Origin of the sequence: Butyrivibrio sp. (genome assembly GCF_017635265.1) — a bacterium.
In the GTDB taxonomy this organism is placed as follows: Bacteria; Bacillota; Clostridia; order Lachnospirales; family Lachnospiraceae; genus Butyrivibrio.
The window spans coordinates 108,929-133,051 of sequence record NZ_JAGBLU010000104.1; the positions used below are offsets into that span (position 1 = coordinate 108,929).

Genomic DNA, 24,123 nt, shown 5'->3' on the forward strand with positions numbered 1-24,123 from the left:
TATAATCGGTTTTGTACAACTTATAAAAATTGATATCACAGGAGGAGTATATGAGTACTAGAATTGGAATTCTTGGGTATGGAAACCTTGGTAAAGGTGTGGAGCTTGCAGTTAAGGCAGCCCCTGATATGGAACTTGTAGCAGTATTTACAAGAAGAGATCCGTCTTCTTTAAAGATTGCAACAGAGGGAGTTCCTGTTGTTTCTGTTAATGATGTTGCATCTTACAAGGACAAGATTGATGTAATGATTCTTTGCGGCGGAAGTGCAACAGACCTTCCTGTTCAGACACCTGAATATGCAAAGCTTTTCAATGTAGTTGACAGCTTTGACACACACGCAAGGATTCCTGAGCATTTTGCAAATGTTGACGCATCTGCTAAAGAGAGCAAAAAGGTCGCAGTTATTTCATGTGGTTGGGATCCGGGAATGTTCTCACTTGCAAGAGTTTATTCAAACGCTATTCTTCCTGATGGCAATGATTACACATTCTGGGGCAAGGGCGTTTCACAGGGACATTCAGATGCAATCCGCAGAATTAAAGGTGTTAAAAATGCCAAGCAGTATACAATCCCTGTAGAGAGTGCTCTTGAGGCAGTTAGAAATGGGGAGAATCCGGTTCTTACAACAAGACAGAAGCACACAAGAGAGTGTTTTGTGGTTCTTGAAGATGGTGCAGATGCAGCAGCAGTAGAAAAAGAGATTAAAGAAATGCCAAACTATTTTGCTGATTATGACACAACTGTTCATTTTATCAGTGAAGAGGAACTGCTACACAATCACAGCGGAATGGCTCACGGCGGATTCGTGTTCAGAAGCGGCAAGACCGGAGCCAACAAAGAACACAATCATATTATTGAATACAGCTTAAAGCTTGATTCCAATCCTGAATTTACAACAAGCGTTTTAGTTGCTGTAGCAAGAGCTGCAAAGAGAATGAATGATGAAGGAATGACAGGATGTAAGACAATCCTTGATATTCCACCTGCATATTTATCAGATAAAAGTGGTGAAGAACTTAGAGCACATCTACTTTAAGGTATAAACCATGGAAAATAAGAAGCCATGGATATGCTGATTGATGATCTGTATTCAGATGAGTTCGTGGGGGACGCACCGCAGTTCGACGACATAACAATGCTTGCATTTAAATATTTTGGAAAACAGTAATGGGATATTGTTTGAAGCGTATTTTGCTGAACTACGGGATCAGCATCCGAATATTTTAAATCAGATAAACAGATTAGAGTAATTCTAGGAGGAGAAGTATGAACAACCAGGGAATTGGAACAAGATGCGTACAGGCAGGATATACGCCGGGAAACGGCGAGCCTCGTCAGGTGCCTATTATTCAGTCAACAACATTTAAGTATGACACCAGCGAGGATATGGGCAAGTTATTTGACCTTGAGGCTTCAGGATATTTTTATACCAGACTTCAGAACCCTACAAATGATCATGTAGCAGCCAAGATTGCAGCTCTTGAAGGCGGAAGCGCAGCAATGCTCACATCTTCAGGTCAGGCAGCTAACTTTTTTGCACTGTTCAATATCTGTGAGTGCGGAAGTCACATTGTAGCCTCTTCATCAATCTATGGAGGAACATTCAATCTTATTGCTGTAACAATGGCAAAGATGGGAATTGAAGTTACTTTTGTTTCGCCTGATGCAGATGAAGATGAATTAAACGCTGCTTTTAAAGACAATACCAGAGCAATGTTTGGAGAGACAATTGCAAACCCTGCTCTTACAGTTCTTGATATCGAGAAATTTGCGAAAGTTGCACATGCTCATGGAGTGCCGCTTGTTGTTGATAATACTTTTCCAACTCCTGTAAACTGCAGACCTATCGAGTGGGGGGCTGACATTGTTACTCATTCAACAACAAAATATATGGATGGACATGGAGCAGCAGTTGGCGGAGCTATTGTTGATGCCGGCAAGTTTGACTGGATGGCTCATGCAGATAAGTTCCCGGGGCTCACACAGCCTGATGAGTCTTATCACGGAATTGTTTATGCAGAGAAGTTTGGTAAAGAAGGTGCGTTTATCACAAAATGTACATCACAGCTTATGAGAGACTTTGGGTGCATTCAGTCTCCACAGAATGCATTTATTCTTAACCTTGGTCTTGAATCTCTTCATGTTCGTATGCCCAAGCATGTAGAGAATGGTCTTGCAGTAGCCAGGTTCCTTGAAGGACACAAGAAAGTTGTTAAGGTTAACTATCCGGGACTTGAATCTGATAAGTACCACGAGCTTGCAAAAAAATACCTTCCAAATGGTGGATGTGGAGTTGTTTCTTTTGAACTTGAAGGTGGAAGAGCGGCAGCAGAAAGCTTCATGAAGAAGCTAAAGATTGCGGCTATTGAGACACATGTAGCTGATGCCAGAACATGCTGCCTTAATCCTGCAACATCTACGCATCGTCAGCTTACTGATGAACAGCTTGAGGCAGCAGGTATCCCTGCAGGATTAATCAGAATCTCCTGTGGACTTGAAGATTCTGCAGATCTTATTGCAGACATCGCGCAGGCTTTGGAATAAGGTAAAAAAGAATTTTAACTGCAGATGCAAAGTCATGGTTGAAGGTTCCTGTAACTTGAACCGTCAACCATGACTTTCAATTGACTTCTTATTTCTGGCGATATGTAGGAATGGTTTGAAGTTTGTGAAGGTTGATCGCGTGAAGGTGGTCAATCTTCTTTTTTATTTCCTCATTTTCACAGATGCCTGTGAGGACGTATTTATCAAGAATATCGTAGGTAAATCCAAGTTTGTCCTCATCTGACATTCCGCTAAGTCCATCTGACGGAGTCTTGTGAATGAGCTTTGAAGGAAGGCCAAGTTCATCGCCTATGGCTCTCATCTGGCATACAAGGAAGTCAGAGCATGGGCTAAAATCTCCTGCGGCGTCGCCATATTTTGTTGAATAGCCAACGTAGTCTTCTGAGGCGTTGCAGGTGTTGGCAACACGACCACCGTTTGGAAGAGACTGTGCAATGGCATAAAGTGTAGCCATGCGGATTCTTGGTGGTGTGTTGATCAGGGCATCTTTTGAAAGAATTACCCCTGCTGCTTCCAAAGCTTTCTTTTCACCTTCAACAGCAGGATGAATGTTCACGATGTAGGATTTTATGCCGAGTATTTCAGCGACTTTTTTGGAATCATCAATGTCTTTTTGCTCTCCGTCAGGCATAAGAACGCCGACAACTCTGTCTTTTCCAAGGGCTCTTACTAAGAGAGCAGCGACTATTGTTGAGTCTTTTCCCCCTGATAATCCGATGACAGCGCTGGCTTTTGGACCGTTGTTACCAAACCACTCTTTGATCCAGGCTGTTATATTTTCAATTTCTCTTTTTGCATCAAAGTCATTCATTTTATTGTTCATGTTTGCCACCTATAAATATAATTTTACTTCTATTACATGTTATTGTTCGTGTTGTTATTAAAATGAGTGATCAGATTGCTTCGTTTTCCATTCTCCAGTCGATGCATCTCTTAAGATAATCGACGTATGCAGGATTTTTGCACATTCCTTTTCCTTCCACATCTGATATTTTGGCAACATCCTGACCATTGCAGGCTGTTGTCTTCATTACGATATTGAGGGCAGGAACTTTGGTGTCGTTGGCAATGTAGGTGCCGATTCCGAAAGCAACCTTAGCTTTTCCGTTGAAGTGAGCAAAGATATCGTTAGCGCGCTTAAAATCAAGGCTGTCGCTAAAGAGTAAAGTTTTTGTCTTGGGATCGATTCCAAGGCTCTCATAGTGCTTTATCATTTTTTCACCCCATTCAAACGGATCCCCACTATCGTGTCTTACACCTGAGAAAAGAGTTGAATATGTGAGCTGGAAGTCGCGAAGAAAACAATCTGTTGTTATTGCATCTGTAAGAGCTGTTCCGTTAAGGATTCCATATTCTTTTACCCAATAATCAAGGGCGTACCAGTTGGAGTATGCCGGATTGTGTTTGTGATTGCCCTGACCTACGCACATGATCCACTCGTGAGCCATTGTACCGACAGGAGTCACATTAAGAAGCTTTGCAAGATATACGTTTGAAGTTCCTACAAAGATTGAGCCGTCGAGTTTGGCATTTTTGAGCTTCATTACAGCAAGCTCCTGAGCTTCAGCAGAAAGGCGTCTTCTGAGACCGAATTCACTGAAGGCACCGATCTTGTAGGTGCCGCTTGTTAGCATTGAGATCTTTTCATCAAGCTTCTCTTCAAATGATGAGAATAGCTCGTCATAGTCATAAGCCATGCGGAAGTACACTTCATTTACTATGGCAAGAGTTGGAATCTCATACATGGACGTGTTGAGCCATGTTCCGTTCGTCTCGATTGAAAGTCCGCACGGAGCGTCAGTTCCGATTGTGAAATCCTCATATCTTGGATGCCATAAACGAAGGAAATCCACATAGGATTTTTTTATCCATTTGATGCCTGCAAGGTATGTAAGCTCATCCTCTGTGAAATTGAGATCGCAGTAAGCGTAGATCTGACGTTTGATCTCTTCAACCATTTCAGGTGTGAACTTCACATCAGTATTTCTGCATTTGAATGACCAGGTTGTTGTATAGTCAGGGAAGTTGTGATAAATAGCCTGCCCCATAGAAAATTTGTAAAGATCTGTTTCAAGTAAACTTTCAATTATGTTTTGCATCGTGAATTCTCCTAAGAAGGTAGTTTTTTTATTTTATGTCTTGGACTGTTATTGTATTTTAATTTACTTATATTGTATGTTGATTTATTAATACTCTACGCTTTGATTTATTGATTCGTATTGTCGATATAATGTGATTTATTTGAGCATGCCGGTTTCTTTGAGATAATTTCTGAAGGCTTCATTGATGTCATCTGCGTGGATTGTGGGATTATTTCGAATCTCAGTTCCGGATACACGAATGACGGTTCTGTCTACAAGATTGAATGTGTGATTTGGGTAAATTTTTCCAAGCTTATCTACATAAGATGGCTCTCCGGTGTACCAGTTAAAGTGTGCACTATCCGGCGATATCTCTGCCTGTTTAAACAGTTCGTTTCCCCATAAAACCCAGTTTTCGTGGGTGAATGTGCCATCAAGCCCCAGCTTTTTATCATCGATTTTTACAACGATCACTCTCGGATCATCCCGAAACATTTTTGTGACGATTTTGAATCTGGTGGAAAAGTCCAGAAAATCTTTGCCCCTGTCAGCCTGATATCCGCATACAGCCAGTATCAGCCTGTCATTTTCTAAAAGAGCTCTTTTGATAAGGGACTCGTGTCCCTTGTGCATAGGTATGAAACAACCAAAAACAATTCCGATGTTCTGCATTGCTGTCTCCAAAAGATATGTGACGTGAATTTAAGTACCCCACCATCATATCACACTATGAGCATAAATGGATTTTATTTTGGCTCTCGCAAGAATGCATAGAAATATTAAGCAATTATCATATTTTACATTTTTAACAAAATAGAAAATGCCACATCGTTCATAGGAAAGTGTCCTTGAGATAGCAATATAATTTGGAGCATCATATAAAAGCGAAGTTTTTTTTCGTGGGAGAAATGTAAGTTTTGGGGAGTACATAGATGAAAATGTTATTGGCCAGAAGTTGTTAGTAACATGAAAACCAGAGATTCTGAGGTGAAGATTATGGAAGACTATATCAGAAAAACAATAGCCGGCATGATACAAGGAGACGGAGGATGGGTAGAGTATGTTTCATTTGAAGATAACAAACTCACATTGCTCTTCAGGGCAGAGTGCTCAAAGTGCTTCATTCTGGACAGGTGCTGCAATTGGATAAAAAACAAAATTGCAGAAGATATTGGACAAAATGTGGAAATAGAGGCAATAAGGAAGAAACCTTTCTTTTGGGAAACATAAGCTGCGCAGAATGAAATAGAAAGCACGATATTTGCAGAATATTCAAGTTATTTCGTTATAATTCCTAAATCAAATAAAGCCTTTTGAGGAGAATGATATGGCATTTGTAAAAGTAGTAAGAAGAAGCATGCGTCCTGAGGAATGGACTGCTCTGAGATATGGATGGATAAAAAAAGCTATTATTGATAAAAAGCTGGAAATCACGGATATTGAAGTTCGGGATGCGCATCAGATCAGCGAAAACGAGTATATATATGACAACGATTACAGACCATTGAAGCAGGGAGATGTGTATTTTACGCCGGATGGAACGGCTTTCATTCGAGGAAAAGGGAAAGTACCGGCTGAACTTTTGGGAAAAGAAACCTATATTCTTTTGCATACGGCGGCAGAAATGATCGTCAAGATAAACGGTAAGTATGCAGGTGGAATTGACCCAAACAGAGACAGAATTGAACTTTCAAGATGGATTCGTGAAGATGGGAGCTTTGAATTTGAAATTGAAGGCTTCAACAGATCAAAGCCGGATGATGAAAGAAATCCTGACGCAATGGATTCAAGGGGATGCCGCCAGATTTTTGAAGGGGCATTTATCTGTACTGTGAATCAGGATATGCTTGATCTTTATTATGATCTGACACTTCTTTTGGATATTGCAGGGGCAGAAGAGTTTGACGAGGACTATAGGTCGTTCCTAAACAGAGAGCTTAACGAAGCTCTGAACCTTGTGGATTTTGATACCTATGAAGGCGCCGCAGATGCCCTTAAATACATCGATGAGCATATTTATCAGAACAAAGACTTCAGATCAAGTGGCGATGTAGCTTTGGTTGGTCATTCTCACCTGGACATTGCGTACTATTGGCGCAGAATGCACGTTGTGCAGAAGAACGCCAGAACAGTTCTCATTCAGATGAGACTTATGGACAAGTATCCTGATTTTAAGTATGCCCACACACAGCCTTATGTGTATGAACTTTTAAAAGAGAACTACCCCGAACTATTTGAGGAGTTAAAAGAAAAAATCAAAAACGGACAGTTTGAGCCAATAGGCGCGATGTACGTTGAGCCTGACTGCAATATTCCATGTGCAGAGAGCCTTATCAGACAGTGCCTTTACGGACAACTGTTTTACAGAAGAGAGTTCGGGAAAACTTCCGATAATGCATGGCTTCCCGATGTATTCGGAAACAGCTGGATACTTCCGCAGATTCTTAAAAAGAGTGGAGTGGATTTTTTTGTATCAAATAAGATGTCTACCTGGAATGATACGAACAGATTTCCGCATAATAACTTCCTGTGGAAGGGAATTGACGGAACATCAGTCTATGCCAGCGTTCCGCCTACACATTTTATTACCTGGAACATGCCAAGTCAGATAATGGAAAACTGGAATGCGTACCAGGATAAAGAAACCGGAGGACAGACTTTAAGTATGTTCGGATATGGCGACGGAGGAAGCGGCGCCACAGAAGAAATGATCGAACTTATGCACCGCTTTGATAAACTATCGATAATGCCAAAAACTGAGCATATGTCAGCACATGAGTTTCTCCACAGAAATCTTGAAGGAAATAATAACTTATCCACATGGGATGGTGAATTGTACCTTGAAATGCACAGGGGAACGTTTACAACCAAGTCCATCCTGAAAAGATATAACAGAAAACTGGAAAGCAAAATAAGAGCAGCAGAGATCCTTTCTCTGATGCGTATGATTACTGATAAAAAAGAATATCCCAAAACCGAAATTGACAAAGCTTATAAAAAGATGCTTGTAAATCAGTTTCACGATATCCTTCCGGGAAGCCATATAAATCCTGTATTTAAGGATGCAATCAGGGATTATGAGGAAGCTGATAAAACTCTTGATAATATCATCAATGAGAACGGAGAGTATTTTTTAAACACGCTTAATGTGCCCTTTGATCAGGTGACCTTTATTCCCGATGAAAAAGGAGATATCACAAGAGAAGGCGTTAGAGGATTTTTTGCATATCCTGAAATTAAAGGACTTGAAAGCAAAAAAACAGAAGATATCTTAAAAAACAGCCCTATATCCAATGACAATTATGGTGCTGTCAGGGAAAATAATGCACAGAATAACGCCGGTTCCAATGAGCATGATAATAAAAATTGCAGCGGAAAATGGATTACAATTAACCAACGCGCAGATGGAGTCCTTGAGTTAAAAACTCCATTCTATGAAGCAAAGCTTAACAAAGATGGAAGTTTTGGAAGTCTTGTAGATGTAAAAACAGGCAGAGAGTGGGTAGACGGAAACTTTAATAAGCTCCACCTTTATCAGGATGTACCGGGTATGTATGATGCGTGGGATATTCTGCCCAATTATAAAGATGTTGAGTATGAATTCACAGTAACAGAACCTTTAAAACTCACTTTTTCAAATGCTACTGTTGCTGAATTCAAGACGGTTTTACAGACTCCGGAAAACAAGGCAAAGCTTTCCCCAGCGAAGGGAAAGAGTACCTGGAGAGTTATCCTTAGATTTTTCAAGGACTCACCTTATATTGAAGTTGAGCATGACGTAGACTGGGATGAAAAGCACAGGCTTGTTAAAGCAGAATTCTCCTGCAACATACTCTCAAGAGAGCTTATTTGTGATACAAGTGCCGGATATATCAAGAGAGAGACTCACAAAAATACAACATGGCAGCAGGCAAGATTTGAAGTCTGCTCTCACAAATGGTGTGACTTTGCGGAACAGGGAGCAGGCGTCGCAATTATAAATGAGGGTAAGTATGGGCTTGGTGTTGAAGAGAAAGGAATGTCCCTTAGCCTTCTTAGGTCCAACATAAGACCTGACGTTAACTCTGATATCGGAAAGCATCACTTCTCCTATGTGATCCTTCCGCATGAAGGTAGCCACATTGAGGCAAAGATAAATGAGAAGGCGCTTTGCTACAACAACCCACTTATAAAAGTGGAAAAGAACTTTTCTATAGGCAAAATCATTCCGGAACTTAAGCTTTTTGATGGGCTTATTCTTCAGGCAATGAAGCTTTCAGAAGACGGAAAGAGCTTTGTTATAAGACTTTCAGAGCAGAACGGATGTAGAGGAAAAGTAAAACTTCCTCGAAAGGTTACGATTATGAACATGCTTGAAGATATAGAAAAAGAGACTGATGAAATATCATACAGTCCCTTTGAGATAATTACTGTTTCTGTAACTCTTTAAAACTATTCTTATAGAGTTTCTGTAATATGGAATGGAATCCAGCAAGATATCAATGTTTTCTTTTCCATAAGTTGTTATAAATCTGTAATAGACATTGTGAAGTCCTATATGCCGCTGCTGATCATCTTTACCGTTTATCATGATCGCAGCGGTTTTTTCTATATCAAATCCGGAGCCATTGTCTGCAACTTCAATTGTCAGATTTTCTCTGTCTGAAAGAATGTTGACTTCAAGAGTAGGAAGCTGAACGGGAATTCCTTCGCTGTCAATACCAAATCCGTGACGGATACTGTTTTCCAAAAGAGGCTGTAATATTGTTTTTGGTATTTTGAAAGTGGATAACTCGGGTGAAACCTGATAGATAAAGTTAATATCTTTTCCAAATCGTTTTTCCATCAGATGAATATATGCATTGGCATGTTGTATCTCTTGCGGTATAGCAATGAAGTCATCTCCATATGACAAGCCGATGCGCATATATTCAGAGAGATATTGAATGAGGTCAGCAGCAGTTTCGCTGTTTCCTTTTCTGACTTCTGATTGGATGGCATCCAACGTGTTGTACAGAAAGTGAGGGTTTACCTGCTCTGAGGTCCTTAGCATCTGAGCAACATATTTTTCTGATTCTTCCTTTTTTATCTGTTCAATCTGAGACTGTATAGTGTCGTACATTTGATTGATTGCCTTGTTTAGCTGCCCAATTTCATCATTGGTTTTAAATTCTCTTTTTACATTATAGGTTCCCTGCTCTATTTCTTTTACTATTCCTGCCTGAATTTGAATAGGCCTACTGATAAAGCGTGACATAAGTACAGAGACAATTCCCAGAATCATAACAATTAAAATGCCAAAAAGTAAAAAGGTATTGGATGTTATTCCGATTGCAGAAAGAAATGATGCGGGGCTTGTGTGGTACAATAAAAAAAGTCTTGAATTGTTGACGGGTGAGTAGTACCAGTAATCATCGCCACTTACATTGCTGACACTAGTGGTACTATCTGATAATTCTGAAAGCTTTTCATTTACAGTAAGCATATAATCCGCATCTTCAGGCGGATTAAGTATTACATTATCTGTCGAGAATAAAAAGAATTCAGAACTTTCAGTAGCTCGCTGATCTAAGTCCTGATTGGTTATGGCAGAGGAAAGCTTAGCATAATCAAGGTATACGATTACAAAAATGTCTGTGTAGTCAATGTTGTTTGTTATAGTGACATAATCCTTATAATCAGTGCTAAGAGGATAGACTATAGGAATGGTTGAAGTGCTCTTGTGCAGAGGACTTGACCTTTTTGAAAGCCAGGTTATGCCTTTGATCTGAGAAAGATCATCAGAGGTAAACAAAGCATTTTCAGCCAAAGTAGCGGACCAGTTATAAGAAAAAATATTTCCGGTTTTGGTGGAAGTTGCCATAACAGAGTCTATGATGTAATCAGATACCTGAAGGTCCGCCAGATAGCTTTGAAGATCTTTTTGCTGAAGCTTTAGAGTATTTTCTTCATTATGTTCTCTTTTTAAAAGAGTGGCAAAATCCTCGTTTCCGAAAATCGAGACAAAGCGCCTTGTGATAACTTCATAGTGCATTGCAAGTGAATATGAAGCATTTGAGGCAAGAGAATCAGACTCCTGAATGAACCATTTGTTAGTTCTGGCAGCATATATGAACAGGGAAAAGAATGTCATAAGAGATATAAGTATCACTGTGATGCCAAATAGATAGATACTGATTTTTTGAATAAAGGCTGATCCTGAAATTTCTGTTTCATCTTTTCTCCATAATAAACTATTTGCTCTGAAAATCAGAAGGAGTGCATCCGTATATATTTTTGAAGGCTCTGGAAAATGATCTGTAGTCGCTATATCCGAGTGAGTCTGCGACTTCCATTACAGTCTGATTATCGCTTCTAAGGGCAGCTGCCGCATACTCCATTTTTGTCTGAAGCAGAAAATCACGAAGGTTTGCCCCGGTTTTTTCCTTGAAATAAGTCGCAAAATATGAAGGGGACAGATGCACGTTTCTTGCTATGTCTTCAAGCTTTATGCGCTTTGCAATATTATCTTTGATGTATTTTTGGGAAGCGATAATAATGTCATCTTCAACAGAGCTTATATCCACGCGCTTTTCTGATTGCGGATTGGAATAGCCGTAGATGGCATCAACCATGTCTGATAGTTTACAAAAAGTATTGCTGAGCCAGTCGATAATCTGGTCAGTATTTGTACACTGATACAGCTCCTGACTTCCTGCAAAATCAGTTATATTCTCCTGAAGAAAATTGGAGAATTCCTTTTGTATTTGGGCAAAGAGCGCGTAACACATGCTAAAAACATAGTTTGGCGGAGGCATTTTTACATATAAGAGACTGTTAAAAAAGTCTTTACAAAAATTGCGTATTGAATCTTTGTCTCTTTTAACTATGAACTGGACAAGTGGAAGGCAGTCTATCTCCTGTAGTCTCAGAGTGGGAGGAGTTGTACATATGATATCACTTGGGAAAACTCTTGATGCTGAGTCAAACAGCTTGTAGCTTAGGGCAGTCATGGCTCTTCCGTATGAGTAAGAAGCATTTGTCAGTTGGTTTACAATGTCACCGATTCCTATAGTGGTTCCGGGGCAAAACTCTGACATTACCTCAACAATTTTCATGGCAATGCGAAAAGAAGTTTCCTCTGTGATATTAAAAATTGCTCCGAGCTTAATTGAATCAATCTGCCAGAAAACATGCTTAGTGTTTGAAAATGTCTCATTTAATTTATGTAACATTTTCTCAGGCTCCGTAAGCTCAATGTTGGTCTGAATGACCATCACGTAACAGTTTCCCATACCGATTGACAAATCAAGGCTCTGAAGGAAACTGCTTATTGCTGAGGAATCAGTATATTTGCCATCTATCAGACGATTGAAATTGTTGTCTATAAGATGCTGCGTATACTTCTGATTTATTGGCATCTGACTGTGTCTTGAGTGTTCAAGACATATCTGTCCGATCTGGTTATTAAGTTCCTCGGCATTTACAGGCTTAAGAAGATATGCTTTGGCTCCGTGGGAAATGGCTTCCTGCGCATAAGAAAACTCCCCAAAGCCACTAAGGATAATAAAATCTGTCCTGATTTTGTTGGCTCTTGCTTCGCGAATAATGTCAAGACCGCTCATTCCCGGCATGTTAATATCAACGATGGCAAAATCCGGCTGCCATTCAAGAAGAAGCTTTAATGCTTCTACGCCGTCCATGGCGGTTCCGATGAGCTTTATCTGATATCGGTCAAAATCTATTACTTCCTGTAATCCGTTTAAAACTGACTGTTCATCATCAACCAGAATGGCAGTGATGGTCTTGTAATCCTCCATTTTTTTTCCTCCAATAGATATTTTATTCTATCATTTATATGAAAAAAGTGTTACATAGTGAGTTGAAAAAGTCCTTTAGATAAAAAAATACGAATGATAACATTTTTTTATAACAAATGTTTACAGTGAACAGGAGGGAAAAATGAAAAAGAAACTTTTAAGCAGCATTTTGGCTGCAACAATGGTTGTTTCGCTTGCAGCTTGCGGAAGCGCTTCATCTGACACTACTGCTACTACAACTGAGACAGGTGATACACAGACTGCTGAAGCAGATACTACTGAAGCTGCTGCCACAACACAGACAGCATCAGGAGACGGCATCACAATAACAATGTGGACAAATGACCGTCATGACATGGACTACATTCAGTCAGCTATTGATACATTTAACTCAACCAATACAGATGGTATTACGGTAGAGTTCCAGACGGTAACTGACAATTATGCCAATCAGATCCAGCTTGCATATCAGGGCGGAACAGCACCTGACATTGTAACAGGTAACGGTTCTGATATTTCAATCAACAATTTTGCAGATACAGGAATCGTTATTCCTCTTAACGATTACATCTCAGCAGATGAAGAATATCAGAAGGTCAATGACCCATACAATCATATGTATGAAGGCTATAACGTAAAGGATGGAAACATCTACAGCGTATATTCGGGAGTTCGTTCAGGTGTAAGAGTTGAGTATAACACATCTCTTATTACAGAAGAAATTCCTTCAACACTTTCGGATTATGTAGCACTTGCTCAGAAGGTAACAGATGAAGGCGCAGGTCAGTATTATGGAATCGGTCTTACATCATCAGGTCCTTTTGGAAGACTTCTTGAAGCATCAGCTCAGATGTCAGGAATTTACCCATACGACTATGTAAACGGTAAATTTGATTTTTCAGGATTCAAAGAAATCGTAGAAGCCGGTAAGGGACTTGTAGCTGCAGCATATCCTGATCAGCAGGGTGTTGATAACATGAGAGCTCTTTTCGCAGAAGGTCAGTTCGCTCTTTGGAGCAACGCTTCTCAGGAGGTTTCAGTATTTACAAACCAGATTCCTGTAACAGGTTTTGAGTGGGGTGTTGCTGAAGTTCCTACACTTGATGGCACAGTAAAGGGTGCGCTTAACATGGTTCCTCAGAAGGGCTACTACATTCTTTCATCAAGCCCTAACCAGGATGCAGCATGGAAGGTTATTTCTTACCTTCAGTCAGAGGAAGTTATGAAGTCTTACCTTGAGAATGGATATTGCCTTCCTATAACAGATTACATGGCTGGTATCATCGACAGTTCACAGACAGGAAGAATGGTAGATTTTGCAACACAGGATTATGAAGATGTATATCCTCCGACACCTTCAATCAACCTCACAGGTGATGATTACGGAACCGTTCTTTGGAATGCCGTAATGGGTTATGTGGATGTTGATGAAGCTATCGAAGATCTGAATACCCGTTATAACGAAGCACTTGAAGCTGACGTTGCATCAGGAACTGTCAAGAGACTTGTGATCAAAGATTATGATCCGCTTCACCCAAGTAAGGGAACTGCTGAATATCTTTCAGAGTAATACGAAGTAAAAAAATAAAAGGGGATCTTTAAGGTCCCCTTTTTCTAAGAGAAAAGGGGCATTAGTATGGCTGGTAATGATGGAAGAGGCAAAAAAAGAATCAAGTTAAGATCAGGCGGTTCTCACGAGGGATTAGCTTCTTTTTTGATGTTGCTGCCTGCAATCATTTTTTTAATAGTTTGTTCAATATATCCTTTCATATGGATATTCAGATATATTTGTTATAACTACAACGGTTTTACTGCCACATATACAGGGGCAGCAAACTTTGAGAGAATGCTTTCAGACAAGACATTTTGGATGAGCGTTGTCCATACTTTTGAGTATGCATTTTATAAGCTATTGTTTATTATTCCTTTGGCGCTTATAATCGCGGTCATTCTTCATACCAGGATTATGGGATCAAATGTTTTCAGAGGAGTGTACTTCATGCCAACTGTAATCAGTTCATCAATTGCAGGCATGATATTCACATTTATTTTTGCAACTAAAAACGGCATTTTAAATTCTGTTTTACAATCCTTGCATATTGTATCATCGCCGATTCCATGGCTCACCGGAACCAATGTCGTAATGGCGGCAGTGACGATTCTGGCTATATGGGGCGGCTTTGGTAATTACATGCTGTACTTTACATCAGGAATGGATTCCATTTCAAATGATGTATATGAGTCAGCCAAAATAGATGGAGCAAACGGTGTTCAGACATTTTTCTATGTGACACTTCCTATGCTTTCTCCGGTACTTAAGGTTGTTCTGATGCTTGCAATTACAGGAGCATTTAAAGATTATGAGGCAATTATGGTCCTCTCCGATGGTGGCCCGGGTAACAGATCGATGGTTATGTTCCTTTACATTTACAGAATGATATTTGGTTCTGCCACTTCAACGGCCGCAGTGCAGATTGGATATGGTGCCCTGTTATCAGTGGTGGCTGCAATAATCGTTGGTATAGTGACTGCTATATATCTTTTCATTTCAAGAAAACTGGATGATGTAGTATAAGGAGGCGAGAAAAGATGGAAGGACATGCAGTTGTATCAACAAAAGGTAAGATAATAAATACAATAGTATGGATACTGCTTCTTTTTCTGGCAGTACTTACTATTTTCCCGGTTCTATATGTAGTATTCGGATCATTTAAGGAAAATGCCGAACTTCTTGTAGGTGGAAGCAATATATTCCCTAAAAAGTGGATTATTGATAACTATATATCTGCGTGGAATCAGGCAAATTTCGCCGTATATACCAAGAACAGTATATTTCTTGCGCTTGGAGTAATGATTGTTTCTCTGGTGAATGCAAGTATGGCAGGTTATGTTTTCTCCCGCAGTAAATTTAAGGTAAAAGAACTGGTTTATTCACTTTTTGTAATGTTCATGTTTATAAATGTGGGATCTGTTTCACTTCGCCCGATGTATGAACTTGCAATAAAACTTCACCTTAACACTTCTCTTCTGGCGGTTGTTCTGATTTCCGCAGGTGGTGGACAGGCAACATACATTTTCCTAAGCAGAGGATTTGTAAATTCTATTCCGAAAGAGCTTGATGAAGCAGCAAAGATAGACGGATGTACTTTTTTTCAGACATTCTATATGGTAATTCTTCCTCTTCTGAAACCGGTAATGGGAACGATAGCTCTTTTATCATTCAGGCAGGGATGGAATGAATATATACTGCCATTAGTATTTACAATGACCAACGATGCCAAGAGACCTCTTACAGTTGGCGTCAATATGTTAAAGAATGCAGGAGATGGTACTGCAGCTTGGAATATCATGTTTGCAGGAGCAACCATTGCGATAATTCCTATGTTGGTGATTTATTGTATATTCAGCAGAAACTTTATGAGTGGTATGACAAGCGGAGCCGTTAAGGGTTAAAGAAAGCCGCAGGGTAATTCCTGCGGCTTTTTCGTGACTATTATCAGAACGGAAAAGTCATAAATTCTTGATTCAAGAATGCATTATTTAGAGGAGATGAAGACAGCTATGGACAGATGGGAGCTTGGATACGAAGGCTTTGTTTGCCAGTACATGGTTTCGGGACCAAAGGTAAGTGATTATGAATCGGATATTGTTGACGAAGATCAGTTTAAATTAGAGGAACGCTTAAGAAAGCAGATTGCCAGGAACCTGATAATAAAAGATGACGCAGGAATTGATATTGGCAGTGGGAAAGCGTTGGTCGGCGAAAAGTCAGATATTGGCTGTGAGTGGGAAACAGCAGCAACTTTAGGGAATGGATTTATAGATAAGTCTGCGTTTTATTCGACCTTAAAGAAAATAGAACTTGAGGTGTCAACAGTTCTGGTAGCATCAGAAAGTACAAGGACTACAATTAGCCTATGGTCATATATGGCTGCGGCCTTATTCGTGAATGGCAATTATGAAGGCGGTACTGATACGCCCGTTTATAAGCCCATTACCTACAAAGATGTAGAAGTAAAGCTTAATAAAGGTGAAAACGAAGTTCTTATCAAGTGCTTAAACTTAGGGGTTAGGGATACCAGAAATATTGTCGGAGTACAGGTTCTTGATAAAAGAGAAAAGATTTGTGTCACTTTGCCTGACAAAAGGATCAGGGAAAAAGTATATGAAAACTTAAATGAGCTGGGAAATTTGAAATATGAAGACGGAAAGCTTTATCTTGGCTTAAAAGAATACACAATTTCTTTTCCAAAATGGAAGAGTGACTATGAAGATGGAAGCGAGGATGAAAGTGTTAAGGGAACAGGAGAGTTTGTAATTCCCGATGGCAAAGAATCTGTGAGAGTGTCCTGTGAAAACCTTGTGGGAGGAGCTTCGTACACAATAGGAAGAACTATTGAACTTTCCGACAGAATATGTTCCCTTGAAGAAACTCAGGAAGAAAAAGCAGATAAGCAGAGGTATTTAAAGACAATAGCAGAGGTAAAGTCTGCAAACCGCGGAGAATTTGGTTTTTCCATTATGAATATTCTTGCAAGAAAAGCTTTGGGAATAGATGATCCTTTAGACAGGAAGAGATTTTTTGATGATCTTGATCTTGTGGAGAAAAGAGTTGATTGTGCGGATTTTCTTTTATGCGGGATTATCAGATATATAAAGAATTATGAAGTTGATGAAGCGCTGTCAGCGAGAATTCGGGAAGTATTATTGAACTTCAGATATTGGATGAATATGGAAGGCAGCGATGGAATGTGCTTTTGGAGCGAAAACCATTCATTGATGTTTTATTCATGCATGATGTTTGCCGGAAATATGTACCGTGATGATGTGTTTACAAGATCAGGGATGACCGGAAAAGAGCTTTCTTTATACGGTGAGAGAAAAGTTTTGGAATGGCTTAAGGATGTTGAAGAGTATGGATTTGAAGAGTTTCTTAGTGCCACATATACCAATGTTACTTTTGGAGCTCTATTAAACCTTGTGGATTTTGCTGATGAATCTATATCCAAGCGGGCGTCAAAGCTGTGTGACAGGATGCTTGAAGAGATTGCCATGCATTCATTTAAAGGAACTATGATTGCACCAATGGGAAGGGTGTATCGCGGCGTAATATATCCTTTTAGAGAAGGTGTTCAGAGCCTGGTGCACATGATTAACAATGATGCTCCGTCAATAAGCGGTGAAGGATGGCTTTCTTATGTGGCAACCAGTAAGTACGTTTTTGACGAAAGATTAAAAGAGTTGATGGAAAAGCCTCTGGATACGTCATATAGTACAGGCAATGCGCTTATAAATATAAAAAAGACAGAGGACTATTGTATCACATCTGTACAGTCTCCAAGATGTGATGGGTTTAAAAGATGGAAAAATGAAAAGGCGGATTTTGACATTGATACTCATGAATGGCTTAAGAGTGCCAATGAATGCTTCCACGGAACTACATATTTTGAGCCCGGAACCGATGGCTATCAGCAGCATATGTGGTATGCAGCGCTGTCAGGAGAAGCACTTGTTTTTATCAATCATCCGGGGTGTATGGCAGAAGGTTCCGGAATGAGACCCGGTTACTGGAATGGAAATGGTGTCATGCCGGCTCTTCGTCAGCAAAGCAATGTACTTGGCGCTATATACAGGATTCCGGAGGAACATCCTGTGGGATTTGTTCACATGTATCTCCCGGAAAAGAGATTTGATGATGTATTTGTGTTTGAGGACATTCGAAGCGGGATTGGTGCATTATATGCGGGCAATGATGGTGATGCCGGAATAAAAAATATAAAGGCATGCGGAACATGGCTGTTTCTAAGAAAAGCAGATGGCTATATTGCTGTTTGGTGCAGCGAAAAACCATACAAGTATTCCGATATGCTGTATGATTGTGAACTTAGATTTTATTCCAGAGAATCAGCTTTTGCGGTTATCTGTGGAAGTAAAAAGGAATATGGTTCTTTTGAAGAATTCAGGGAAAAAGCTGTTTCTTTAGAGCCTTCTTATGATCCCAACACTGGGAAATTGTTTCTTTCTGGAAAGGAGTATTTATAAAAAAGGAACAGATAAGACTTCCGTCAACATCGTTTATTGGGATGTGCTGGCAGAGTGCAATGTCAACGGATTTCTTAAAGAAGAAAAGGGACTTGATACAATTCTTGCGGAAAATGCAGGGAATTTATCAGGCGGTCAGAAGCAACGGCTTGCACTTGCAAGGGCAATACTTCATGATGCCAAGGTTTATATCTTTGATGAAGCTACCAGTAATATCGATATCGAGAGTGAAGAACTGATTCTCTCTGAAATAAAGAAACTTGCAAAGACCAAAACGATTATTATGATAACACACAGACTTATGAATGTGGTGGACGCAGACAGAATCTACTGTATGGAAAACGGTAGAGTTTCAGGAGAAGGAACACATACGGAGCTTCTTGAAAAAGATGCCGTATACAGGAAGCTATGGAATACACAAAAAGAACTTGAGGAATATGGAAAGGAGGTGCTTTGATATGAAGAAACAAAATAAAGCACTTGTTCTTTTCAGAATGTTAAAGCTGGTAAAACCACTGTCAGGATATATGATTCTTGCGGTTATTTTCGGAACACTCGGGTTCCTGACTGCAGAGTTTATACCGATACTTGGCGGTGAAGCTATTCTGATAGGTCTTGGATTCAGGACAAAATTATCCTGGAACATGCTTGTACTGTTGTTGCTGGCTTTTGCAATACTTCGGGCAATATTCCGCCTTGCTGAGCAGAGGACCAATCATTATATTGCATTTACTCTGTTGGCAATAATAAGAGACAGAGTATTTAAAGCACTGCGAAGACTTTGCCCTGCTAAGCTGGAAGGCAGGGATAAAGGAGATCTGATATCGCTCATCACATCTGATGTAGAGCTTTTGGAAGTTTTCTATGCACACACGATATCCCCGATATGCATTGCGGTTTGTTCAGAAACGATAATGTGCCTGTTTATCGGAAGTTTTCACCCGTTGCTGGGAATAGCAGCACTTATTTCGTTTGTTTTCGTGGGGGTTATCCTTCCGGTGATCATTTCAAAACGAAGCGGAACAGCAGGGGATGAGCTTAGGGCACAGTCAGGGGAGCTTTCGGCACATATGCTGGAAAGTATAAGAGGGATAGATGATACACTTCAATATTCCTATGGACAAAAGAGACTAAAGGAGATAGGCGATAAAACGAATATCTTGTCAGAGAGACAAAAAGATTTAAGCAGGCTTACCGGAACCAATATGGCGATAGCGAATATGCTTATTCTGATTTCTGATATCGTGATGCTGCTTATATGTACCTGGTTGTATCAAAGCGGTCAGGTTGGTTTTGACGGATTTTTGATTCCGATGATATCGCTCATGTCATCTTTTGGGCCTGTTACAGCACTTGCAGCGCTTGGTACAACGCTCCAAAATACAGTAGCTTCAGGAGCACGAGTCCTCGCAATAATTGACGAAGAGCCGGAAACAGAAGACATAACCGGGAAATCGTCTGTAGATTTTACCGGGGCGGAAATAAAAGATGTATCGTTTGCATACTTGGGAGAAAATGTGCTTAATAACGTATCACTTAAGGTGCCTAAGGGGAAAATTATTGGCATCGTCGGAAAAAGCGGATGCGGAAAGTCAACTCTTTTAAAACTTATCATGAGATTCTGGAAAGCCGGTAGTGGCGAGATATCTGTATCAGGAAGAAACATAGCAGAGATAAACACTGATGATCTTAGGGATATGGAAAGTTACATGACACAGGAGACTCAGTTATTTAAGGATACGATAGCCAATAATATTCGTATCGGCAAGCTTGATGCAACCGACGAAGAGGTTGCTAAAGCCTGTAAGAAAGCATCTATCCATGACTTTATTATGACGCTTCCAAAAGGATATGAAACAGAAGTAGGAGAACTGGGAAGCACATTGTCCGGTGGAGAAAGGCAGAGAATCGGGCTTGCAAGGGCCTTTCTTCATAATGCACCGTTAATGCTGCTGGATGAACCTACAAGTAATCTCGATAGTTTGAATGAAGCGATAATTCTGAAATCTTTAAAAGAAGAGACCAAAGAAAAAACAATCATGCTTGTTTCCCACAGAGAATCCACCATGAGGATAGCGGATGAGATTCTGGCGATGGAAGGCGGACGGATTTCTTGAAAAAAGACGAGAAGTAAGGTAGATGCTCATGAAAGTAAGATTATATCTCTGATTTAATGTATTGAAAATATTACTCCGGTCATTAAATATCGCAATTATTATTTGAATATATAGCGACATTTTATGTCCGGAGTAATAAATTCAGTTTTTATTAAAACTATCCACCAACTCCTGCAATTCAACATATCTGTCCATTTTTCTTTCAATCTCAGCCTCAAGTTCATCTTTTTCCTGGCTGAGTTTTAGAAGTCTCGGATAATCAGTAGCTGCTTCTACTATATCATCTTCCAATTCAGAGACGCGTTTTTCCAGCTTTTCAATCTCTGCTTCTATATTGTCATATTCCTTTTGTTCATTATAAGAAAGCTTTGTTTTTTCTCTTGGGGCTCGGTATTTTCCCTTAGAAGTTTTTTCTTCTGACTGTGAAGATTTATTATCGGCGGAAGATGTTACTGTTTCAGTGGATTCTGCCTCTTTTTTATGAACAATGTAATCCGAATAACCTCCTTCACTCTGATAAAGACTTCCATCTGCTTCAAATGCAAATATTCTGGTCACAATTCTGTCAAGGAAATATCGGTCATGGCTTACAGTGATGATTATTCCTGCAAATCCGTCAAGATAATCTTCCAATACTCTAAGTGTCTGAATATCAAGGTCATTTGTGGGCTCATCCAATATAATAACGTTTGGCTGTTCCATAAGCACTCTTAACAGATACAGTCTTCTCTTTTCACCGCCGGAAAGCTTGGATATTGGCGCATATTGCATTTCCGGAGTAAAAAGAAATCTCTCACACATAACAGAGGCAGAAACCAGCCCCTCCGCGGTTTGGATAAATTCTGCAGTATCTTTTATGTAATCGATTACTCGTTTATTTTCATCCAGAGCTTCATTTTCCTGTCCAAAATATCCAATCTTTATAGTCTGACCTATCTCTACCGAACCTGTGTCAACAGAGACTGCTCCGATAATACATTTCAAAAGAGTTGATTTGCCGCAGCCATTAGGTCCTATGATTCCGATCCTGTCCAGCTTATTGAAGGTATATGAAAAGTCCTTAAAAAGGTTCTTGCCATCATAGGATTTGGAAATGCCTTCTATTATAATAGTCTTGTTTCCCATTCGTGTAGGAAGTGAGCTAAGTTCAACCTGTCGCTCTTCTTCCGGACGCTGTCTGTCACGAAGAGCCTCAAAACGTTGTATATGAGCCTTCTGCTTGGTTGAACGGGCTCTTGCACCTCGCAACATCCAGGCAAGATCTTTTTTGTAAAGAGAAGCTGCTTTTCGCTCGGCAGCCTGCTCATAGTCAAGGCGCTGCTGCTTCAGCTCCAAAAATCCCGAATAATTGGACTCGTAGCGGTATGCATTTCCCTTATCAATTTCCAGAATCTGATTTGTTACTTCATCAAGGAAATACCGGTCATGAGTAATCATTAAAAGTGCGCCTCTGAAATGCTGCAGGAAATCCTCAAGCCACTCTATCATATCGGAATCAAGATGGTTAGTTGGCTCATCCAATATCAAAAAATCCGAAGGAGTCATGATTGCAGCTACCAGTGCAGCTCTTTTCTTTTGACCACCGGATAAAACAGACGGATTACATTCCGGATCATCAATTCCGAACTTGGCAAGAGTTGCCTTAATTTCTCCAAGCTTGTCCCAATAATCGCCGCCGGCATATATTTTATCTGCTATATTTTCCAAAAGAGTTTTATTTATATCAAATACAGGATTTTGCGGAAGATATGAAATACGAATGCCATTGCCGGCTACAATCTGACCACTGTCCGGCTCAACTGCGCCTGCCACAATTGAAAGAAGCGTCGACTTCCCTGTTCCGTTTGTACCAACGACACCTATTTTGTCTGTGTCTGCTATTCCTACGGAAACATTTTTTAAAACAGGCCTGGACATATATGATTTAGAAACATTCTCTATATTTAAAATATTCATTAAAAACCACTCCGGATTGGTAAAACATTAGGTTATATTACTATGGTCATTAAATATCGTAATTATTATTTGAATATCTAAGCAATATAGTAGAGAAATATAAAAACAGCTACACCGGTGATACTTAATTGACAGAGTAATATCAGGCATAATATTACAATTTCTTCAACATACATGCAACTTTTCATTAATTTTGATAATAGGTATTACAAAAACAGAATAAAATGATATGATGTGATTATATTGCACAAAATGAATTTGAAAGGTATTAACTATGAATATTACATTTATTACAGTATTTTTTCAGGGACTATTGAGCTTTTTTTCTCCATGTGTATTGCCGCTTATTCCGGTTTATATGGGATATCTTTCGGGTGGAACCTTGAGGGAGAAATCTGATGGTTCCAGATATTATGACCAAAAGAAAGTGATGGTGAATACTTTATTCTTTGTTATAGGAATAAGCTTTGCTTTCTTTTTGCTGGGAATGGGGCTTAGTGTAATTGGCAGATTCTTTAGCGGGAATCAGCTTTTGTTTGTCAGAATTGGTGGCATTATAGTTATAATGTTTGGACTGTATCAGTTGGGAATATTTGGAAATAGCCGGATACTAAGTAAAGATGTACGGCTTCCTGTTGATCTTGGCAAGTTGTCAATGTCTCCTTTTACTGCTCTTATCATGGGATTTGTTATAAGCTTTGCATGGAGTCCGTGTATAGGGCCTGTTTTATCTTCCGTGCTTATAATGGCAGCTTCATCCGATTCAACAGCTACAGGTTTTTTACTCATTGGAGTATATACTCTTGGATATGTGATTCCATTCCTGCTGGTTGGAGTATTTACGACATCTCTGCTTGAGTTTATCGGAAAACATAGAAGTGTTGTGAAGTATACTGTAAAAATCGGTGCCGTACTCATGATTTTTATGGGAATTCTGATGTTTACAGGTAAGATGAACAGTATTTCCGGCTATTTGTCACAATTTGCAGGAGTTCAGATAGACGCAGAGTCTGATTCCGGAAAAGACTCAAATAGCCTTCATTCAGAAAGTAACACTGAAAACTCAGCGTCAGATATTGTAAATGAAGCGACAGATACAATTTCTGAAGAAGAGAAAGATTCGGATAATGAGCTGATTGCAGCAACTGATTTTACTCTGGTTGATCAATATGGTAAAACTCATAGTTTGTCTGACTACAGAGGAAAAATTATTTTTCTTAATTTCTGGGCTACCTGGTGTCCGCCATGCAGAGAAGAAATGCCCTATATTCAGGAACTGTATGAGCAGTATTCACAGGATGAAGATTCAGATGTAGTAATTCTTGCAGTGGCATTTCCAAGTTATGGCGATGAAAAAGATATAGAGGGCATTACCGGATTCCTTAAAGAAAATGGTTATACGTACCCGGTGCTTATGGATGAAGGTGCAACATTACAGCTTCCTTACTATATTACAGCGTTTCCCACCACATTTTTAATAAATCCGGATGGGTATGTACTAGGATATATTCCCGGCGGTATGACAAAGGATATTATGGAAGACGTAATAGCCAAGGCAAGAGAAATGTCGTTTGACATGTAAG

Annotated in this window: 17 protein-coding genes; 11 read left to right on the forward strand and 6 right to left on the reverse strand. The window is 39.7% G+C overall.

The window, feature by feature from the left end; genetic code table 11:
- Positions 1–50: 50 nt before the first annotated feature.
- Complete coding sequence (locus tag J6O61_RS12715) at positions 51–1,037, forward strand: diaminopimelate dehydrogenase (RefSeq protein WP_292213868.1); 987 nt, start codon at positions 51–53, stop codon at positions 1,035–1,037.
- A 230-nt stretch (positions 1,038–1,267) separates the two neighbouring features.
- Positions 1,268–2,545 carry an O-acetylhomoserine aminocarboxypropyltransferase/cysteine synthase family protein gene (locus tag J6O61_RS12720; RefSeq protein WP_292213871.1) on the forward strand — a complete coding sequence of 426 codons (1,278 nt, stop codon included), beginning with the start codon at positions 1,268–1,270 and terminating at the stop codon, positions 2,543–2,545.
- Positions 2,546–2,633: 88 nt separating this feature from the next.
- On the opposite strand, the gene nadE is transcribed toward J6O61_RS12720, so the two are convergent.
- The 3 genes from nadE to J6O61_RS12735 form a co-directional block, all read right to left on the reverse strand.
- Positions 2,634–3,389 (reverse strand): NAD(+) synthase, encoded by a 756-nt coding sequence (gene nadE, locus J6O61_RS12725; RefSeq protein WP_292213873.1) that lies wholly within the window; start codon positions 3,387–3,389, stop codon positions 2,634–2,636.
- A gap of 70 nt (positions 3,390–3,459) precedes the next feature.
- Positions 3,460–4,665, reverse strand: coding sequence for a nicotinate phosphoribosyltransferase (gene pncB / locus J6O61_RS12730; RefSeq protein WP_292213876.1), 1,206 nt, complete (start codon positions 4,663–4,665; stop codon positions 3,460–3,462).
- Between the two features lie 138 nt (positions 4,666–4,803).
- Positions 4,804–5,319: an adenylyltransferase/cytidyltransferase family protein gene (locus tag J6O61_RS12735; RefSeq protein WP_292213879.1), complete on the reverse strand. Its 516-nt coding sequence runs from the start codon at positions 5,317–5,319 to the stop codon at positions 4,804–4,806.
- Positions 5,320–5,613: 294 nt separating this feature from the next.
- Between J6O61_RS12735 and J6O61_RS12740 the strand changes: the two genes are divergently transcribed.
- Positions 5,614–5,877, forward strand: a complete 264-nt coding sequence (locus J6O61_RS12740; RefSeq protein WP_292213882.1) for a NifU family protein — start codon at positions 5,614–5,616, stop codon at positions 5,875–5,877.
- A gap of 97 nt (positions 5,878–5,974) precedes the next feature.
- Complete coding sequence (locus J6O61_RS12745) at positions 5,975–9,076, forward strand: alpha-mannosidase (RefSeq protein WP_292213885.1); 3,102 nt, start codon at positions 5,975–5,977, stop codon at positions 9,074–9,076.
- On the opposite strand, the gene J6O61_RS12750 is transcribed toward J6O61_RS12745, so the two are convergent.
- Together J6O61_RS12750 and J6O61_RS12755 are read right to left on the reverse strand one after the other, a co-directional pair.
- Complete coding sequence (locus J6O61_RS12750; protein ID WP_292213887.1) at positions 9,032–10,777, reverse strand: sensor histidine kinase; 1,746 nt, start codon at positions 10,775–10,777, stop codon at positions 9,032–9,034. The genes J6O61_RS12745 and J6O61_RS12750 overlap by 45 nt on opposite strands.
- An 82-nt stretch (positions 10,778–10,859) precedes the next feature.
- The gene (locus J6O61_RS12755) at positions 10,860–12,425 is read right to left on the reverse strand and encodes a response regulator (RefSeq protein WP_292213890.1); all 1,566 of its coding nucleotides are present in this window, start codon (positions 12,423–12,425) and stop codon (positions 10,860–10,862) included.
- Between the two features lie 142 nt (positions 12,426–12,567).
- Between J6O61_RS12755 and J6O61_RS12760 the strand changes: the two genes are divergently transcribed.
- From J6O61_RS12760 to J6O61_RS12785, 6 genes are all read left to right on the forward strand, one after another.
- Positions 12,568–13,995 carry an ABC transporter substrate-binding protein gene (locus tag J6O61_RS12760; RefSeq protein WP_292213892.1) on the forward strand — a complete coding sequence of 476 codons (1,428 nt, stop codon included), beginning with the start codon at positions 12,568–12,570 and terminating at the stop codon, positions 13,993–13,995.
- Positions 13,996–14,061: 66 nt separating this feature from the next.
- On the forward strand, positions 14,062–15,000 hold the full coding sequence (locus J6O61_RS12765; protein ID WP_292213895.1) for a carbohydrate ABC transporter permease: 939 nt from the start codon (positions 14,062–14,064) through the stop codon (positions 14,998–15,000).
- Between the two features lie 14 nt (positions 15,001–15,014).
- Positions 15,015–15,878: a carbohydrate ABC transporter permease gene (locus tag J6O61_RS12770; protein ID WP_292213897.1), complete on the forward strand. Its 864-nt coding sequence runs from the start codon at positions 15,015–15,017 to the stop codon at positions 15,876–15,878.
- 78 nt (positions 15,879–15,956) lie between these two features.
- The gene (locus J6O61_RS12775; protein WP_292213899.1) at positions 15,957–18,467 is read left to right on the forward strand and encodes a hypothetical protein; all 2,511 of its coding nucleotides are present in this window, start codon (positions 15,957–15,959) and stop codon (positions 18,465–18,467) included.
- The gene (locus J6O61_RS12780) at positions 18,418–18,924 is read left to right on the forward strand and encodes an ATP-binding cassette domain-containing protein (protein WP_292213901.1); all 507 of its coding nucleotides are present in this window, start codon (positions 18,418–18,420) and stop codon (positions 18,922–18,924) included. The genes J6O61_RS12775 and J6O61_RS12780 overlap by 50 nt, the downstream gene beginning before the upstream one ends.
- 1 nt (position 18,925) lies before the next feature.
- Positions 18,926–20,584 (forward strand): amino acid ABC transporter ATP-binding/permease protein, encoded by a 1,659-nt coding sequence (locus J6O61_RS12785; RefSeq protein ID WP_292213904.1) that lies wholly within the window; start codon positions 18,926–18,928, stop codon positions 20,582–20,584.
- Between the two features lie 141 nt (positions 20,585–20,725).
- Here J6O61_RS12785 and J6O61_RS12790 read toward each other — a convergent pair whose 3' ends face one another.
- Positions 20,726–22,540 (reverse strand): ABC-F family ATP-binding cassette domain-containing protein, encoded by a 1,815-nt coding sequence (locus J6O61_RS12790; RefSeq protein ID WP_292213907.1) that lies wholly within the window; start codon positions 22,538–22,540, stop codon positions 20,726–20,728.
- A 274-nt stretch (positions 22,541–22,814) separates the two neighbouring features.
- Here J6O61_RS12790 and J6O61_RS12795 point away from each other — a divergent pair, with 274 nt between their 5' ends.
- Entirely contained in the window at positions 22,815–24,122 is a 1,308-nt protein-coding gene (locus tag J6O61_RS12795) for a redoxin family protein (RefSeq protein ID WP_292213910.1), read from the forward strand.
- Position 24,123: the final 1 nt, after the last annotated feature.

Coding starts and splice junctions, on each gene's coding strand:
- J6O61_RS12720 (WP_292213871.1), top strand. CDS start 1,268: ATGAACAACCAGGGAATTGGAACAAGATGCGTACAGGCAGGATATACG.
- J6O61_RS12735 (WP_292213879.1), bottom strand. CDS start 5,319: ATGCAGAACATCGGAATTGTTTTTGGTTGTTTCATACCTATGCACAAG.
- J6O61_RS12765 (WP_292213895.1), top strand. CDS start 14,062: ATGGCTGGTAATGATGGAAGAGGCAAAAAAAGAATCAAGTTAAGATCA.
- J6O61_RS12755 (WP_292213890.1), bottom strand. CDS start 12,425: ATGGAGGATTACAAGACCATCACTGCCATTCTGGTTGATGATGAACAG.
- J6O61_RS12790 (WP_292213907.1), bottom strand. CDS start 22,540: ATGAATATTTTAAATATAGAGAATGTTTCTAAATCATATATGTCCAGG.
- J6O61_RS12795 (WP_292213910.1), top strand. CDS start 22,815: ATGAATATTACATTTATTACAGTATTTTTTCAGGGACTATTGAGCTTT.
- J6O61_RS12785 (WP_292213904.1), top strand. CDS start 18,926: ATGAAGAAACAAAATAAAGCACTTGTTCTTTTCAGAATGTTAAAGCTG.
- nadE (WP_292213873.1), bottom strand. CDS start 3,389: ATGAACAATAAAATGAATGACTTTGATGCAAAAAGAGAAATTGAAAAT.
- J6O61_RS12770 (WP_292213897.1), top strand. CDS start 15,015: ATGGAAGGACATGCAGTTGTATCAACAAAAGGTAAGATAATAAATACA.
- J6O61_RS12745 (WP_292213885.1), top strand. CDS start 5,975: ATGGCATTTGTAAAAGTAGTAAGAAGAAGCATGCGTCCTGAGGAATGG.
- J6O61_RS12760 (WP_292213892.1), top strand. CDS start 12,568: ATGAAAAAGAAACTTTTAAGCAGCATTTTGGCTGCAACAATGGTTGTT.
- J6O61_RS12740 (WP_292213882.1), top strand. CDS start 5,614: ATGAAAACCAGAGATTCTGAGGTGAAGATTATGGAAGACTATATCAGA.
- J6O61_RS12775 (WP_292213899.1), top strand. CDS start 15,957: ATGCATTATTTAGAGGAGATGAAGACAGCTATGGACAGATGGGAGCTT.
- J6O61_RS12780 (WP_292213901.1), top strand. CDS start 18,418: ATGATCCCAACACTGGGAAATTGTTTCTTTCTGGAAAGGAGTATTTAT.
- pncB (WP_292213876.1), bottom strand. CDS start 4,665: ATGCAAAACATAATTGAAAGTTTACTTGAAACAGATCTTTACAAATTT.
- J6O61_RS12715 (WP_292213868.1), top strand. CDS start 51: ATGAGTACTAGAATTGGAATTCTTGGGTATGGAAACCTTGGTAAAGGT.